Genomic DNA, 15,680 nt, shown 5'->3' with positions numbered 1-15,680 from the left:
CGAAACAGCGTCACTGCGATTCTGTTGTGCACTGCCGTACTGCTGTGGTTAAGCCGTGTGGTGAAGCGTGGTAATCGGGGCCGCAATTCTGCGAAATCCATGCACCGGATTCATGTGCGCATTGAAGGAGGGAAATAACTGCGCGGTGCGTGGCGGTCTCACCGGATGTGAGCCGTTGAGGACGTACAATACTGCGTGGCATGTTGCACCTCAACATGTCGTTTTCCCTAGCCATCTACGCATTCCCGTGCCCTAGTCATGCGGCGCCCGCACCGCCCCGGAAGCGGCTTTGCGCGCCGCACCCGAACCCGCGGATTGCGCTTGCCGCGCGCCCCTATCGCGATGCCAGACACGCCCCAGTCCAACGCCTTGCACGACTTCGATACCTACGGTGCCAACGGTGCCTCGGCGCTCGCCGTACCGTTCGACACCACGCCCGGCTTCTCCGTGCTCGGCGAGAAATTCTTCACGCGCCTGCAGCCAACGCCGCTGCCCTCGCCGTACCTGGTAGGCGTGGCGCCGGCCGCCGCGGCGCTGCTTGGCTGGGATGGCGGCGTGGGCGCCGAGCCCGGCTTTGTCGAGACCTTTGTCGGCAACCAGGTGCCCCGCTGGGCCGATCCCATTGCTACGGTCTATTCCGGACACCAGTTCGGCATCTGGGCCGGGCAACTCGGCGACGGCCGCGCGATCCGGCTGGCACAGGCCGACACGGCCACGGGCCCCTGGGAAATCCAGCTCAAGGGCGCCGGACTGACGCCCTACTCGCGCATGGCCGATGGCCGCGCGGTGCTGCGCTCGTCGATCCGCGAGTACTTGTGCTCGGAAGCAATGGCCGCGCTCGGCGTGCCGACCACGCGCGCGCTCAGCATCGTCGGCTCGGATGCACCGGTGCGGCGCGAAACCATCGAGACCTCGGCGGTGGTCACGCGCCTGGCGCCGACCTTTATCCGCTTCGGGCATTTCGAGCATTTCGCCGCGCATGACGACGTGGCCTCGCTGCGCCAGCTGGCAGACTTCGTCATCGACAACTTCATGCCGGCGTTGCGCGACGAGGCACAGCCATACCAGGCGCTGCTGCGCGAAGTCTCGCTGCGCACTGCCGACCTGGTCGCGCACTGGCAGGCCATCGGCTTCTGTCACGGGGTGATGAACACCGACAATATGTCGATCCTGGGACTGACCATCGACTACGGCCCGTTCGGCTTCCTCGATGCATTCGACGCCAACCATATCTGCAACCACTCCGATACGCAGGGCCGCTACGCCTACAGCCAGCAGCCGCAGGTGGCATTCTGGAATTTGCACTGCCTGGCACAGGCGCTGCTGCCGCTGTGGCTGCCGGCGGTGGACGCCGACAAGGAAGGCGCCCGCGATGCCGCCATCGAATCGGCGCGCACGGCGCTCGATCCGTTCCGCGACCGCTATGCTGCCGCCTTCTTCCGCCACTACCGTGCCAAGCTTGGCCTGCGCCCGCCGGCCGGCGGCGATGACAAGGTTGACGAGCCCCTGCTGACCAGCCTGTTCCAGCTGCTGCACGGTCAGCGCGTCGACTACACGCTGTTCTGGCGCAAGCTGTGCGGCATCTCGTCGCACGATGCCTCGCGCGATGCGCCGGTGCGCGACCTGTTCCTGGACCGCGCGGCCTTCGACGCCTGGGCCGTCGACTACCGCGCGCGGCTGCGTGCGGAGCAATCGGACGACGCCGCGCGCGAGCTGGAAATGCTGGCGGTGAACCCCAAATACGTGCTGCGCAATCACCTGGCCGAGACCGCGATCCGGCACGCACGAGAAAAGGATTTCAGCGAAACCGGGCGCCTGCTGGCGGTGCTGTCGCGCCCCTTCGACGAGCAGCCCGAGGCCGACCACTATGCCGCGCTGCCGCCCGACTGGGCCGCCGGGCTGGAAGTCAGCTGCTCGTCGTGACCGGATTGCTCATGTGCCCGAGCCTGCACGCCGGCGCCATCCGGTGTAAGGTTCGCGCCAGTGCGCCGACCAACGAAGGTTCCGGGGCCAGGAGTTCCGAGGCCAGAAGTTCCGAGGCCAATATCCCGGGCAAGACCGTGAGGAAACGACAATGACCACCACCAAGACCGACGCCGAGTGGCGCGACCAGCTCTCCGACATCGAATACCGTGTGACGCGCGAAGCCGCGACCGAGCGCCCCTTCACCGGCCGCTACTGGGATCACTGGGAACGCGGCATCTACAACTGCGTCGGCTGCGGCACGCCGCTGTTCGAGTCCGCCACCAAGTTCGATGCCGGCTGCGGCTGGCCCAGCTATTTCCGCCCCATCAACGGCGAGGTCATTGCCGAACATGCCGACCACACCCACGGCATGGTGCGGGTGGAAGTCCGCTGCAAGGAATGCGGCAGCCACCTGGGCCATGTGTTCGAGGACGGGCCGGCCCCGACCGGCCTGCGCTATTGCATCAACTCGGCTGCGTTAAAATTCGACGATCGCGACCCGGCGCAGCGTGAGGCGGATCATGCCCACGATGCCGGCAGCGGCAACGAACCCCGGCGCGACCCGCAGCGCTGACAAGCGCCGGCCATCGGGCCGGCAACAACCTGGTACCGCATGAAATTCCTGTTCGACCTGTTCCCGGTCATCCTGTTTTTCGCCGCCTTCAAGCTGGCCGACATTTACACCGCCACTGCCGTGGCCATTGCCGCCACGGTGGTGCAGATCGGCTGGGTCTGGTTTCGCCACCGCAAGGTCGAGCCGATGCAGTGGGTCAGCCTGCTGATCATCGCCGTATTCGGCGGCGCCACGCTGGTGCTGCACAACGAAACCTTCATCAAGTGGAAGCCGACGGTGCTCTACTGGATGTTCGCCGTGGCACTACTGGGCTCGGCGATGGTCTGGCGCAAGAACCTGATCCGCGCCATGATGGAAAAGCAGGTCACCCTGCCCGATCCGGTGTGGGCGCGCCTGAATGCCGCCTGGGCCGGGTTCTTCGCGGCCATGGGTGTGCTGAACCTCTACGTGGCCTATCAGTTTTCCACCGACGTCTGGGTCAACTTCAAGCTGTTCGGCAGCATGGGGCTGATGCTGGTGTTCATCGTCGCGCAGAGCGTCTGGCTGTCGCGGCACATGCCCGAGAACAGCCAGGACTGACGCTTCTGCCGTTTTATCCCCGATAAGGAAACTACCGATGGCAGCCAATCCCGCCACGATCGAGGCACTGCTGCGCGAAGCGCTCGCCCCCAGCTACCTGGCCGTGCGCGACGACAGCGCACTGCACGCCGGACATGCCGGCGCCGCATCCGGAGGCGGACATTACGACGTGACAATCGTCAGCGAGCGCTTTGCAGGTCACAGCCGGGTTGCGCGACACCGCATGGTGTATGATGCGCTGCGCAGTCTGTTCCCCGCGCAGATCCACGCCTTGGCCGTGACTGCGTACACCGACCAAGAGTACCAATCGCGCGCATGAGCGCGCTTCTTTCAGCAACTCTCAGACCAGATTCCATGAAGACCACCGTCCTCTCGTTCAGCCTGGCGGCTGTGCTTGCAGCTGGCAGCTTGCCGGCCATCGCCCAGAATGCCGCCGTCGTGAATGGCAAGGCCATTCCGTCGACAAAGCTGGACAAGTTGATCGCCGGCACCGGCCAGCCCGACAATCCGGAGCTGCGCAAGCGTGGCCGCGACATGCTGATCGACCGCGAACTACTCGTGCAGGAAGCCAACAAGCGCGGCCTGACCCAGCGCGACGACGTGCAGGAGCAACTGGAACAGGCACGCCTGAACGTGCTGGCCGGCGCGGTATTTGAGGACTACGTCAAGACCCACGGCGCCAGCGACGCCGAGCTGCGCAAGCAGTACGACAAGATCAAGTCGCAATTCGGAAATGGCAAGGAATACCATGCCCGCCATATCCTGGTGGAGAAGGAAGCCGACGCCAAGGCGATCATCGCCAAGATCAAGGGCGGCGCCAAGTTCGAAGACCAAGCCAAGGCCGCCTCGAAGGACCCGGGCTCGGCTGCCAACGGTGGCGACCTGGACTGGGCCAACAGCGGCAGCTACGTGCCGGAGTTCTCGGCGGCCATGACCGGCCTGAAGAAGGGCCAGATGACCGATACGCCGGTCAAGACGCAGTTCGGCTGGCACATCATCGAGCTGGTCGACGTGCGTGAAGCGAAGATCCCGTCATTCGAAGAGGTCAAGCCGCAGCTGATGCAGATGCTGATGGGTGACCAGAACTGGCAGCGCGAGCAGTTCCAGGCCATGATGAAGTCGCTGAAGGACAAGGCGAAAATCCAGTAATCACGGACCGGTCGCCCCCACCGGTCCTGCAAGGTTGAACGATGCAGCGTGTGGAGACGACCGCCCCCTACTGGCAACTGTGGCATCTCACGTCCCGGGGCATGTGCTATTGCGCGCTGGCCTGGACGACTCTGGACGGCGCCGCCCCTGGCTGGCGCCAGCTCCACCCCTACCTTCCCCTGCGTGACCGTTATGCGCCCGAGAAGATCCTGCATGCCGTGGTGGCGTACAAGGAGGCTCGGGGTGAAATCAAGCCTGCACCTGGATTTGAATCGGGGCGGATGTTGACTTATGCGTATGCGTCTTGGAGTTCTAGGTTGATGGCGTAGGTTTTGGGGTGAATCGGCTTTAGTAGATTATCGACGGTCCTCGCAGCTGGTGACATGCTGTCGGCCGTTGATGCGTCGCTGTCGCTGATGGTGACATGTTATCGGCCGTTGCTGCGTCGCTGTCGCTGTTGGTGACATGCTGTCGGCCGTTGAAGCGCCTGGTTCCGCCCTGCTGGGCGGGTCACTTTTTGTCCGAGCGACAAAAAGTAACCAAAAAGCGCGTCGCCTGCGGCTGGCTGAGCCAATTTGGCGCTTCTGGCTATATGGGCGGCGTTGGTCTCAGTGGGCGTGGTCGCGATGCCAGCCTGCTACGCCAGGTGAGTGAGTGTGGGTGCCTGGCGAATCCCCACTTTTGAACCATCCCCAGGACGGGCGTAGGCCGCCTGCTACCAGGGGGATCGCGTCATCGCCTACGGCTGCGCTGCGCGCGGCTCAGTCTCGCCGGTGAAATTCTCGGGCACGGACCTGCGTCGCTACGCTCGCAGGGCGCTGTTGGTGACCAAGTCGAAATCAGCCGCCCAGCCACCTTAGGGCCCGCGCGTAGCGCAGCCGAAGGCGTCCCACCGATACGGCATGCAGCAGGCGGCCTACGCCCGGCATGGGGATCGTTCAATAGTCGATTAACGCCAGGCACTATCCCTAACTCACCTGGCGTTAGCAGGCTCGAACGGCCACCCAAGCCAAAACGGAAATCACCGCCGCCCGAACCACCCACGCCGCCAACTTGATAGCCAGCCGCTCAGGCGACGCGTTTTTTGGTTACTTTTTGGCGCTCGGCCAAAAAGTGACCCGCCCAGGAGGGCGGAACTAGGCGCTTCAACGGCCAACAGCATGCCACCAACTGCGACAAAGCGCTTCAAAAGCCCGACAGCATGTCACCAACCGCGAGGTCCCTAGGCGCAAGACAGATCCCAAGCCTTACCCCACCCACTTCCTGGCATTCCTGAACATCCGCATCCACGGGCTACCACCATCGCCAACCTGCTTCCAAGCATCCGGCGCCCAGCTCATCGTGGCAGCACGGAACACACGCTCAGGATGCGGCATCAGCACGGTAAAGCGCCCATCGACAGTAGTCACCGAGGTGATGCCCTCAGGCGAACCATTCGGATTCAACGGATAGCTCTGCGTCACCGCGCCGTAGTTGTCGACGAAACGCAGCGCAACGTTGGCCTCGCCGATATTCCCCTGCTGCGAAAAGTCCGCATACCCTTCACCGTGCGCAACCACGATAGGAATGCGGCTACCTTCCATGCCAGCAAAGAAGATCGACGGCGACGACTGCACCTCCACCGTGACATAACGCGCCTCGTACTGCTCCGACTGGTTACGCGTGAACTGCGGCCACGCCCCCGCCCCCGGAATGATCGGCGCCAGGTTGCTCATCATCTGGCAACCATTGCAGACGCCCAGCGCAAACGTGTCCTCGCGATTGAAGAACGCCGCGAACTGCTCGGCCATCTGCGCATTGAACAGGATGGTCTTGGCCCAGCCCTCGCCCGCGCCCAGCACGTCGCCGTAGCTGAAGCCGCCGCAGGCAACAAAGCCCGTGAAATCCGCCAGGTTGGCACGCCCGGCGATCAGGTCGCTCATATGCACATCATGCGTATCGAAGCCCGCACGATCCATGCTGTAGGCCATCTCGATCTGCGAGTTGACGCCCTGCTCCCGCAGGATCGCCACGCGCGGACGCGCGCCGGTAGCGATGAACGGCGCGGCGATGTCCTCCGCCGGATCGAACGTCAGCACCGGGCTGATGCCCGGATCGGCGGCGTCCAGCAGGCGGTCATACTCGCTGTCGGCGCAGGCCGGGTTGTCGCGCAGGCGCGCGATGCGCCAGCTGACCTCGCTCCAGTTGCGCTGCAGGTCCGTGCGCGACGCGCCGAACACCTTCTTGGCATCGCGGTAGATCTCGACCTGGTCGGTGGTGTTGGGCTTGCCGACCACGTGACTGCATGCGGACAGGCCAGCCTCGCGCAGCACCGCGAAGACCGCGTCGCGGTCCTGCAGGCGCACCTGCACCACCGCGCCCAGTTCTTCCGAGAACAGTGCGCGCAGGGTCTGGTCGTTGCGGCGCTCGGCGATCTGCTGGGCCCAGTTCTTGGCGTCGCCGTAGTCCTGTTCCTGCTGCGGATCGAGCGCCAGCATGTCGACGTTCAGCGACACGCCGCAGTGGCCGGCAAAGGCCATCTCGGCCAGCGTGGCGATGAAGCCGCCATCGGAACGGTCATGGTAGGCCAGCAGCTTGCCCTCGCGGTTCAGGCGCTGGATGACGTTGAAGAAGTTCTTCAGGTCTTCAGCGCTGTCGACGTCCGGCGCGCTGTCGCCCACCTGCTGCGTGACCTGCGCCAGGATGCTGCCGCCCATGCGGTTCTTGCCGCGGCTCAGGTCGACGGCGATCAGCACGGTGTCGCCGGCGTCGGTGCGCAGTTGCGGCGTCAGCGTGCGGTTGACGTCGTCCACCGCGGCAAAGGCCGAGATGATCAGCGATACCGGGGCCACCACTTCCTTGTCGACGCCCTCGTCCTGCCACTTGGTGCGCATCGACAGCGAATCCTTGCCCACCGGGATGCTGATGCCCAGCGCCGGGCACAGCTCCATGCCGACGGCATGCACGGTGTCGTACAGCTTTGCATCTTCACCTTCGACGCCGCAGGCAGCCATCCAGTTGGCCGACAGCTTGACCTTGCCCAGCTCCTTGACCGGTGCGGCCGCCAGGTTGGTCAGCGCCTCGCCGATCGCCATGCGGCCCGAGGCCGGTGCATCGATCACGGCCAGCGGCGTGCGCTCGCCCATGGTCATCGCCTCGCCGGCATTGCCCTTGTAGTCCAGCGTGGTCACGGCCACGTCGGCCACCGGCACCTGCCACGGACCGACCATCTGGTCGCGTGCGTTCATGCCGCCCACGGTGCGGTCGCCGATCGAGATCAGGAACGACTTGCTGGCCACGGTCGGATGACGCAGCACGTCGCGCACGGCCTGCTCCAGGCTAATGCTGGTCACGTCCACCGCCGGCAACGGCTGCTCGACGCGCTTGACGTCGCGGTGCATGCGCGGCGGCTTGCCCAGCAGCACGTCCATCGGCATGTTGACGGCGTAGTGCTCCTTGAGCGCAGCGTCGACGCTGGCATCGACCAGTTGCAGCTGCTTTTCCTCGGTGGCGATGCCGACCACGGCGAATGGCGAACGTTCGCGCTCGCACATGGCCTGGAACTGCGGGAAGCTGTCCGGCGCGATCGCCAGCACATAGCGCTCCTGCGACTCGTTGCACCAGATTTCCGCCGGCGACAGGCCGGACTCTTCCAGGTGCACCTGGCGCAGGTCGAAGCGCGCGCCACGGTCGGCGCCGTCCACCAGTTCAGGGAAGGCGTTGGAGATGCCGCCAGCACCGACGTCGTGGATCGAGAGGATCGGGTTGGCGTCGCCAAGCTGCCAGCACGCGTTGATCACTTCCTGCGCGCGGCGCTCCATCTCTGGGTTGCCGCGCTGGACCGAGTCGAAGTCCAGGTCGGCGGTGTTGGTGCCGGTTGCCATCGAGCTGGCGGCGCCGCCGCCCATGCCGATGCGCATGCCCGGGCCGCCCAGCTGGATCAGCAGCGTGCCGGCCGGCAGCGGGTTCTTGTGCGTGTGCGAGGCATCGATATTGCCAATGCCGCCGGCGATCATGATCGGCTTGTGGTAGCCGCGCACGGTGCCGCCGACGTTCTGCTCGTAGACGCGGAAGTAGCCACCCAGGTTGGCGCGGCCGAATTCATTGTTGAACGCGGCGCCGCCGAGCGGGCCGTCGATCATGATCTGCAGCGGCGAGGCGATGCGGTCCGGCTTGCCGGTCACGCCAGGCTTGTCGTCGGGGTTGCGGTGCGCCACCGGCTGGGCGGCGTCGCGGTCGTTTTCCCAGGACTCCACCGCCTCGGGCAGCATCAGGTTGGACACCGTGAAGCCGGTCAGGCCGGCCTTGGGCTTGGCGCCGCGGCCAGTCGCGCCTTCGTCGCGGATTTCACCGCCGGCGCCGGTCGAGGCACCCGGGAACGGCGAGATCGCGGTCGGGTGGTTGTGCGTCTCCACCTTCATCAGCGTGTGCGTCAGCGCCTCGTGGCGGCCGTACTTGTGGCTGTCGCCGCGCGGGAACCAGCGCTCGGCCACGTCGCCTTCCATCACCGCCGAGTTGTCCGAATAGGCCACGATCGAGCCCTGCGGATTGAGCTCGTGCGTATTGCGGATCATCGCGAACAGCGACTTGTCCTGCTGCACGCCGTCGATGGTCCAGGTGGCGTTGAAAATCTTGTGGCGGCAGTGTTCGCTGTTGGCCTGCGCGAACATCATCAGCTCGACGTCGGTCGGGTTGCGCTCCAGCTTGCCGTAGGCGTCGACCAGGTAGTCGATCTCGTCCTCGGACAGCGCCAGGCCCATCTCGACGTTGGCCGCGGCCAGCGCGCTGCGGCCGGCGGAGATGTCGATGAAGCGCAGCGGCTTGGCCGGCAGTTCCTGGAACAGGCCGGCGGCATCGTCGCGCGAGGCCACCACGGTCTCGGTCATGCGGTCGAACAGGTGCGCGGCGACGGCGGCGCGGGTGTCCGCGTCCAGCGACTTGCGGCCGCGCAGCAGGCCCTTCTTGCAGATCACGGTGATCTCGATGCCGCGCTCGATGCGGTGGATATGCGTCAGGCCGCAGTTATGGGCGATGTCGGTGGCCTTGCTGGCCCACGGCGAGATCGTGCCGAAGCGCGGGATCACGACGAAGCGGTCGCCCTCGGGCTGCTCGGCGAACGGTGCGCCATAGGTCAGCAGCGCCGCCACGCGCGACTGGTCGTCGGCCGACAGCGGCGTCTGCGCGTCAACAAAATGCAGGAACTGGCCGTGCACCGATTCGATATCGGCATCGATTTGCCGCAGGGCGGTAAGCAGGCGTTGCTGACGGAAGGCGGAAAGCGCCAAAGCGCCGGGGAAGCACGAGAAATGCGCCATGATCGTAGCGGTCGGGAGGCGTGTAGTAAGGCCGGGAAGGCCTGGGTAATGGCTGGGTATGGCTGCTGCTTGGCCGGCACCGCTGCATGGGGTGTCCGGCTGGCGGGAAACCGCTATTGTACCTTGCCGAGGGCGGGATTTTGCACTGCGCCATCACGACGGCTCCGTGCTACACGGATTCGTGATAATGCTTATGCATCACTTTACGCAATTTATCGCCCATGCGGCATGTGCGACCGCCGGGCCGACACCGGGCCGAATCTCGCCTGCCATGCACGGCAGGCGGCGCTTATGCGCGCCATTCGGCATTTTTAGCTTGACACTTGATTCCCGAATTATGAGCATGGTCACCACCCCCGGTACCGCAACCCCGCGCCCATGCCATCCATGCTTACCGATCTCGATACCCTGAACACCCGCCTGCGCGAGGGCGCCACCAGCCGCGCGGCGATCCTCGAGCAGGCCGCCGCCGCGGCAGCCGGGCCCGCCGCCGAGGCGGTGTTCCTGCACAGCACGTTCGAGGCTGCCGCCCAGGTTGCCCGCGCCGCCGATGCCGCCAGCGGTGCCGGCAAGACGCTGCACCCGCTGGCCGGCCTGCCGGTCTCGGTGAAAGACCTCTATGACATCGCCGGAGAAGTCACGCGCGCAGCCTCGGTCGTGCGCCGCGATGCCGCCCCGGCGACGGCGGACGCGACCGTGGTGGCGCGCCTGCGCCAGGCGGGCGCCGCCCTCGTCGGCCGCACCAATATGACGGAGTTCGCCTTCTCCGGCGTCGGCATCAATCCCCACTACGGCACGCCGGCCAACCCGGCCAGCGAGCCCGGCACGCCGCGCATTCCCGGCGGGTCGTCGTCGGGCGCGGCAGTGTCGGTGGCGCTCGGGCTGGCGGTCGCCGCGCTCGGCAGCGATACCGGCGGCTCGATCCGCATCCCGGCCGCGCTGTGCGGCATCACCGGTTTCAAGCCGACTGCCCGGCGCGTGCCGCTGACCGGCGCCTTCCCGTTGTCGTATACGCTCGACACCGCGTGCGCCATGGCGCGCACGGTCGGCGACTGCGTCGCGGTCGATGCCGTGATCGCCGACCAGGCGGTGCTGCCGCGCGTCACCAGCCCGACGGCGACGCGGCTGGCAATTCCGCGCCAGTACCTGCTGGACGACCTCGACCCCGTCGTGGCCCGCGCCTTCGACCGCGCACTCGGCCGGCTGTCGGCCGCCGGCGTGCAGCTGGAACACGTCGACCTGCCCGAGCTTGGCGAGCTCGCCGCCCTGAACGCACAGGGCGGCTTCAGCGCGCCCGAGGCCTATGCCATCCACCGCCATGTACTGGCCGGCAAGCGCGAGCTGTACGACCCGCGCGTGGCGTCGCGCATCGACCGCGGCGCAACGGTCAGCGCCGCCGACTATATCGACCTGGGCCGCGCCCGCCTCGACTGGATCGCCCGCATGGAAGCGCGCCTGGCCCGCTTCGACGCCGTGGTGTGCCCGACCGTGCCGATGGTTGCGCCCGAGATCGCCCCGCTGCGCACCGATGACGCGCAGTTCTTCCGCGTCAATGCCCTGCTGTTGCGCAATACCTCGGCCTTCAACTTCTTCGACGGCTGCTCGATCTCGATGCCCTGCCATGCGCCGGACGAACTGCCGGTCGGGCTGATGCTGTCGCACGGCCCGATGCGCGATGCCGGACTGCTGGGCACGGCGCTTGCATTGGAACGGATCGTGCAACCGTCTTCGCGCGACGACTGAGACCGCCGCCGCGCTGTTGATCTTGCGCCGACCGCGGCCCGCCGCGCAAGGCACCAGGTAGTACGCAGACAAGCTGTACAACCGCGCCCCCGAGCGCACACCAGGAGAGATCGAGATGCGAGTCAAGGCAATCGTTGCGGCTGGCCTGGCGCTGGCCGCCATGACGGTACAGGCGGATACCAAGTGGGACCTGCCCACCGGCTACCCGGCGAGCAACCTGCATACGGAAAACCTGCAGCAGATGGCCAACGACGTCGACAAGGCGACCGGCGGCAAGCTCAAGATCGTGCTGCATCCCAATGGCTCGCTGCTCAAGGCCAACGAGATCAAGCGCGGCGTGCAGACCGGCCAGGTGCAGATGGGCGAGATCCTGATGTCGCTGCTGGCCAACGAGAATCCGGTGTTCGGCGTGGATTCGGTGCCATTCCTGGCCACCAGTTATGGCGATGCCTACAGGCTGTGGCAGGCCTCGCGCCCGGTCACAGAGAAGGTGCTCGACAAGCAGGGCATCAAGCTGCTCTATGCGGTGGCATGGCCGCCCCAGGGCATCTACGCCAACAAGCCGATCAACTCGGCCGCCGACATGAAGGGACTGAAGTGGCGGGCCTACAACCCGGCCACCTCGCGCATCGCCGAACTGGTCAGCGCGCAGCCGGTGACGATCCAGGCGGCCGACCTGGCGCAGGCGCTGGCCACCGGCACGGTCAATTCGTTCATGTCGTCGGGGGCGACAGGGGTCGACACCAAGGTGTGGGAAAGCGTGAAGTACTTCTACACCGTGGATGCGTGGCTGCCCAAGAACATGCTGGTGGTCAGCAAGAAGGCCTTCGCGGCGCTGGACAAGCCCACGCAGGACGCGCTGCTCAAGGCCGTCGCCGACGCCGAGAAGCGCGGCTGGCAGGTCTCGGAGCAGAAGACCAGGGAGTACCTGGCCACCTTGTCGAAGAACGGCATGACGGTGCAGGCGCCCTCGCCGCAGCTCAAGGCCGACATGCAGAAGGTCGGCCAGACCATGGTGGACGACTGGGCCAAGACCGCGGGCGATGACGGGAAGGCCATCCTCAACGCTTATCGCAAGTAAGCAAGCAAGCCCGTACCGCAGCCTTCCCGCCAGGCCGCGCAGGCTGGCATGGCGGGAATTCCTTCCTTCCTGACGCTGCCATCATGCCGACTACCCCACTCCCCAAGCGCTGGCTCGACCGTCTGCTCGACCTGTTCGCCGCGCTCGGCGCGCTCTGCATTTTCGCCGTCTGCGTGATCATGATCCTGATGTCGCTGTCGCGCGAGACCGCGGTGATCTTCAAGGGCGGCGACGATATCGTCGCGTGGCTGTGCGCGGCCTCGGCCTTTCTCGTCCTGGGCCAGACTTTCCAGCACGGCGGCATCGTGCGCGTGGAAATGCTGCTCGAAGCCGTCGGCCCACGCCTGCGCTGGGTGCTGGAGGTGGTCTCGCTGACCGTCTGCCTGGCGTTTGCCGCCTACGCGGCATGGGCACTCGGCACCTTCGCCTGGCAAAGCTGGGACATCGGCGATGTCTCGCAGGGACAGATCGTGATCCCGCTGTGGATTCCGCAGAGCTTCGCGGTGGTGGGCATCATCGGCTTCCTGCTGGCGGTGGCCGACGAATGGCTGCGCGTGCTGCGCCGGCAGAAGCCGCGCTACCGGCTCGCGCAGGAAGCCAGGCTCGCCGCCGGCGATTTCGGGGAGACGGTCTGATGAGCACAGTCCTGGTTGCATTGGTCCTGCTGCTGGTGCTGATCGTCTTCCTGGCGATCGGCGCGTGGATCCCGGTGGCCATCGCGGTCACGTCGTGGATCGGGCTGGTGGTCTTCTCCGACCGCGAGGCGCTGGTGAGCCTGGCCAACGCGTGGTGGTCGTCGAGTGCGTCGTACACGCTGGCCTCGCTGCCGCTCTTTGTCTGGATGGGCGAGATCCTGTTCCGCACCAAGCTGTCGGAGCAGATGTTCACCGGGCTTTCGCCGTGGTTGAACTGGCTGCCAGGGCGGCTGATGCACGTTAACATCCTGGGTTGCGGCATCTTCGGCTCGGTGTCGGGATCGTCTGCGGCGACGTGCGCCACCATCGCCAAGTCCGCGTTGCCGGAGCTGACGCGGCGCGGCTATGACGAGCGCACCACGCTCGGCTCGCTGTCTTGCGCGGGCACGCTGGGCATCCTGATCCCGCCGTCGATCACGATGGTGGTGTATGCGGTGTCGGCGGACGTGTCGATCATCCGCGTGTTCCTGGCCGGCTTTATCCCCGGGCTGATGCTGATGCTGCTGTTCTCCGGCTATATCGTTGTCTGGGCGCTGGCCAACCCGGACAAGACCCCGGCGCCAGACCGCTTCGACTGGCACGCGCGGCTGGCGTCGATCCGTCAGCTGCTGCCGTGCATCGTGCTGATCGCCTTTATCGCGTGGGTGATGGTCACCGGTTATGCCACCGCGACCGAAGCGGCGGCTTACGGCGTGGTGGCGTCGCTGGGGCTGGCGTGGGCGGGCGGCTCGCTGACGCGCGCGGCGTTCTGGGACAGCCTGATGTCGGCGACGCGGCTGACCGCGATGATCATGTTCGTGCTCGGCGCCACCTCGTTCCTGTCGGTGACGATGAGCTTTACCGGCATCCCGCGCGCACTGGCCGAGTGGGTGGCGGCGCTGCAACTGTCGCCGTGGGCGCTGATCGCGGTGCTGACGGTGATCTACATCGTGCTCGGCACCGCGCTGGACGGCATCTCGATGATCGCGCTGACGACTGCCACGGTGCTGCCGATGGTGCAGGCGGCCGGGTTCGACCTGGTCTGGTTCGGCATCTTCATCGTGCTGCTGGTGGAGATCGCCGAGGTGACGCCGCCGGTGGGGTTCAACCTGTTCGTGCTGCAGAGCATGACCGGCAAGGACAGCAACTATATCGCCCGGGTCTCGCTGCCGTTCTTCATGATGATGGTGGTCGCCATCGGCATCATCACGATCTGGCCGCAGGTGGTGACGTGGCTGCCTGACCTGGTCATGCAGCAGGAGGTCAAATAGCATGGGCCCGGCGCCGCTCGTGCGCCGCTGCGCTGGGCGGAGGCCGCTGACCGCATGCATGTGATTGTCATCGGCGCCGGCGTAATCGGCGTCTGTTCCGCGTGGTACCTGCGCCAGGCCGGTTTCGACGTGACCGTGCTGGAGCGGCGCGCCGCGCCCGCGCAGGAAACCAGCTTCGGCAATGCCGGCATGATCGCGCCGGGCTATGTCACGCCGTGGGCGGCGCCGGGCATGCCGGGCAAGGTGCTGCGCACGCTGTTCGCGCGCGAGGCGCCGGTGGTGTTCCGCCCGTCGGCGGACCCGGCGATGTGGCGCTGGATCGCGCGCTGGCTGCGCGAATGCGATCTGGAACGCTACCGTGCCAACAAGCTGCGCATGCAGCGGCTGGCGTTCTACAGCCGCGCCTGCCTGCACCGGCTGCGCAGTGAACTGGAGATCGACTACGAGCAGTCGCAAGGCTACCTGCAGCTGTTCCGCACCGCGCGCGACCTGGACGTGGCAGGCCCCGCGGTGGCGCTGCTGCGCGAGAACAATGTGCCGCACCGGCTGGTCAGCGCGCAGGAATGCCGGCGCATCGAACCCGGCCTGGCGGCCGATACGCCGCTGGCCGGCGGCCTGCACCTGCCCGAGGATGAGTCCGGCAACTGCCCGATGTTCGTGCGCGCGCTGCACCGGCATGCCGAGGCGGCGGGGGTCGCATTTCGCTTCGAAGCTCAGGTAGCGCGCATCCGGCCAGACCAGCGTGGCAAGCTGCAGGTCGAACTCGCGCACGGCAAGAGCGAGAGCGCGCTGGTGCTGGCCGCCGACCGCGTGCTGGTCGCCGCCGGGGTCGACAGTGTCCCGCTGCTGCGGCCGCTGGGCCTGCGCGTGCCGCTGTATCCGGTCAAGGGATACTCGATCACGCTGCTGGTGCGCGACGAACTGCAGGCGCCGCTGGGCGCGCTGATGGACGAGTCGTACAAGATCGCGATCACGCGGCTGGGCAACCGCATGCGCGTCGCCGGCACGGCCGAGCTGGGTTCGCGCCGGCTCGACCTGCGCCCCGCCGCGCTGCGCACACTGGTCAAGGTAGCGCGCGACTGGTTCCCGGTGGCGGGCAACTACCAGGAAGCCACGCAATGGGCCGGTGCGCGCCCGATGCTGCCGGACGGACCGCCGCTGATCGGCCCCACCGCCGTGCCCGGCCTGTTCCTTAACCTCGGCCACGGCTCGACGGGCTGGGCGATGAGCTGCGGATCAGGCAAGATTGCGGCTGACCAGATCGCCGCCAGCGCCGGCGCGGCACGCGGGCCCGACATCGACATGGAGGGGCTGCTGCCGGACCGCTATGGCCTTGGCCCCGCCGGATAG

General features: G+C 66.5%; 11 protein-coding genes. 10 read left to right on the top strand and 1 reads right to left on the bottom strand.

What is annotated here, in order from left to right; all coding sequences use genetic code 11:
• Positions 1-342 precede the first annotated feature (342 nt).
• The 5 genes from E0W60_RS17400 to E0W60_RS17380 all read left to right on the top strand — a co-directional run bounded on the left by E0W60_RS17400 (position 343) and on the right by E0W60_RS17380 (position 4,267).
• Positions 343-1,923, top strand: a complete 1,581-nt coding sequence (locus tag E0W60_RS17400) for a protein adenylyltransferase SelO (RefSeq protein WP_135706247.1) — start codon at positions 343-345, stop codon at positions 1,921-1,923.
• Between the two features lie 151 nt (positions 1,924-2,074).
• Positions 2,075-2,539, top strand: a complete 465-nt coding sequence (msrB, locus tag E0W60_RS17395; protein WP_063242135.1) for a peptide-methionine (R)-S-oxide reductase MsrB — start codon at positions 2,075-2,077, stop codon at positions 2,537-2,539.
• A gap of 39 nt (positions 2,540-2,578) precedes the next feature.
• Entirely contained in the window at positions 2,579-3,118 is a 540-nt protein-coding gene (locus E0W60_RS17390) for a septation protein A (RefSeq protein WP_133098356.1), read from the top strand.
• A gap of 37 nt (positions 3,119-3,155) precedes the next feature.
• Positions 3,156-3,437 carry a BolA family protein gene (locus E0W60_RS17385; protein ID WP_135705056.1) on the top strand — a complete coding sequence of 94 codons (282 nt, stop codon included), beginning with the start codon at positions 3,156-3,158 and terminating at the stop codon, positions 3,435-3,437.
• Between the two features lie 35 nt (positions 3,438-3,472).
• Complete coding sequence (locus E0W60_RS17380) at positions 3,473-4,267, top strand: peptidylprolyl isomerase (protein WP_133098354.1); 795 nt, start codon at positions 3,473-3,475, stop codon at positions 4,265-4,267.
• Between the two features lie 1,247 nt (positions 4,268-5,514).
• Here the strand turns inward: E0W60_RS17380 and purL are convergent.
• Positions 5,515-9,561 carry a phosphoribosylformylglycinamidine synthase gene (gene purL, locus E0W60_RS17370; RefSeq protein ID WP_135705055.1) on the bottom strand — a complete coding sequence of 1,349 codons (4,047 nt, stop codon included), beginning with the start codon at positions 9,559-9,561 and terminating at the stop codon, positions 5,515-5,517.
• 378 nt (positions 9,562-9,939) lie between these two features.
• On the opposite strand from purL, the gene E0W60_RS17365 reads away from it, so the two are divergent.
• The 5 genes from E0W60_RS17365 to E0W60_RS17345 all read left to right on the top strand — a co-directional run bounded on the left by E0W60_RS17365 (position 9,940) and on the right by E0W60_RS17345 (position 15,680).
• Positions 9,940-11,304, top strand: a complete 1,365-nt coding sequence (locus E0W60_RS17365; RefSeq protein WP_135705054.1) for an amidase — start codon at positions 9,940-9,942, stop codon at positions 11,302-11,304.
• A gap of 115 nt (positions 11,305-11,419) precedes the next feature.
• Positions 11,420-12,385 (top strand): TRAP transporter substrate-binding protein, encoded by a 966-nt coding sequence (locus E0W60_RS17360; RefSeq protein WP_135705053.1) that lies wholly within the window; start codon positions 11,420-11,422, stop codon positions 12,383-12,385.
• An 83-nt stretch (positions 12,386-12,468) separates the two neighbouring features.
• Positions 12,469-13,020: a TRAP transporter small permease subunit gene (locus E0W60_RS17355; protein ID WP_135705052.1), complete on the top strand. Its 552-nt coding sequence runs from the start codon at positions 12,469-12,471 to the stop codon at positions 13,018-13,020.
• Positions 13,020-14,330 carry a TRAP transporter large permease gene (locus E0W60_RS17350; protein ID WP_133096875.1) on the top strand — a complete coding sequence of 437 codons (1,311 nt, stop codon included), beginning with the start codon at positions 13,020-13,022 and terminating at the stop codon, positions 14,328-14,330. The genes E0W60_RS17355 and E0W60_RS17350 overlap by 1 nt, the downstream gene beginning before the upstream one ends.
• Before the next feature lie 54 nt (positions 14,331-14,384).
• Positions 14,385-15,680 (top strand): D-amino acid dehydrogenase, encoded by a 1,296-nt coding sequence (locus E0W60_RS17345; RefSeq protein WP_135705051.1) that lies wholly within the window; start codon positions 14,385-14,387, stop codon positions 15,678-15,680.

This window comes from Cupriavidus oxalaticus (genome assembly GCF_004768545.1).
GTDB classification, from domain to species: domain Bacteria; phylum Pseudomonadota; class Gammaproteobacteria; order Burkholderiales; family Burkholderiaceae; genus Cupriavidus; species Cupriavidus oxalaticus_A.
This window is presented reverse-complemented; position numbering and strand designations above follow the sequence as displayed.

Bases quoted from the DNA above. Each gene is read 5' to 3' on its own strand.
- E0W60_RS17400 (WP_135706247.1), top strand. From the start codon at position 343: ATGCCAGACACGCCCCAGTCCAACGCCTTGCACGACTTCGATACCTAC.
- msrB (WP_063242135.1), top strand. From the start codon at position 2,075: ATGACCACCACCAAGACCGACGCCGAGTGGCGCGACCAGCTCTCCGAC.
- E0W60_RS17390 (WP_133098356.1), top strand. From the start codon at position 2,579: ATGAAATTCCTGTTCGACCTGTTCCCGGTCATCCTGTTTTTCGCCGCC.
- E0W60_RS17385 (WP_135705056.1), top strand. From the start codon at position 3,156: ATGGCAGCCAATCCCGCCACGATCGAGGCACTGCTGCGCGAAGCGCTC.
- E0W60_RS17380 (WP_133098354.1), top strand. From the start codon at position 3,473: ATGAAGACCACCGTCCTCTCGTTCAGCCTGGCGGCTGTGCTTGCAGCT.
- purL (WP_135705055.1), bottom strand. From the start codon at position 9,561: ATGGCGCATTTCTCGTGCTTCCCCGGCGCTTTGGCGCTTTCCGCCTTC.
- E0W60_RS17365 (WP_135705054.1), top strand. From the start codon at position 9,940: ATGCCATCCATGCTTACCGATCTCGATACCCTGAACACCCGCCTGCGC.
- E0W60_RS17360 (WP_135705053.1), top strand. From the start codon at position 11,420: ATGCGAGTCAAGGCAATCGTTGCGGCTGGCCTGGCGCTGGCCGCCATG.
- E0W60_RS17355 (WP_135705052.1), top strand. From the start codon at position 12,469: ATGCCGACTACCCCACTCCCCAAGCGCTGGCTCGACCGTCTGCTCGAC.
- E0W60_RS17350 (WP_133096875.1), top strand. From the start codon at position 13,020: ATGAGCACAGTCCTGGTTGCATTGGTCCTGCTGCTGGTGCTGATCGTC.
- E0W60_RS17345 (WP_135705051.1), top strand. From the start codon at position 14,385: ATGCATGTGATTGTCATCGGCGCCGGCGTAATCGGCGTCTGTTCCGCG.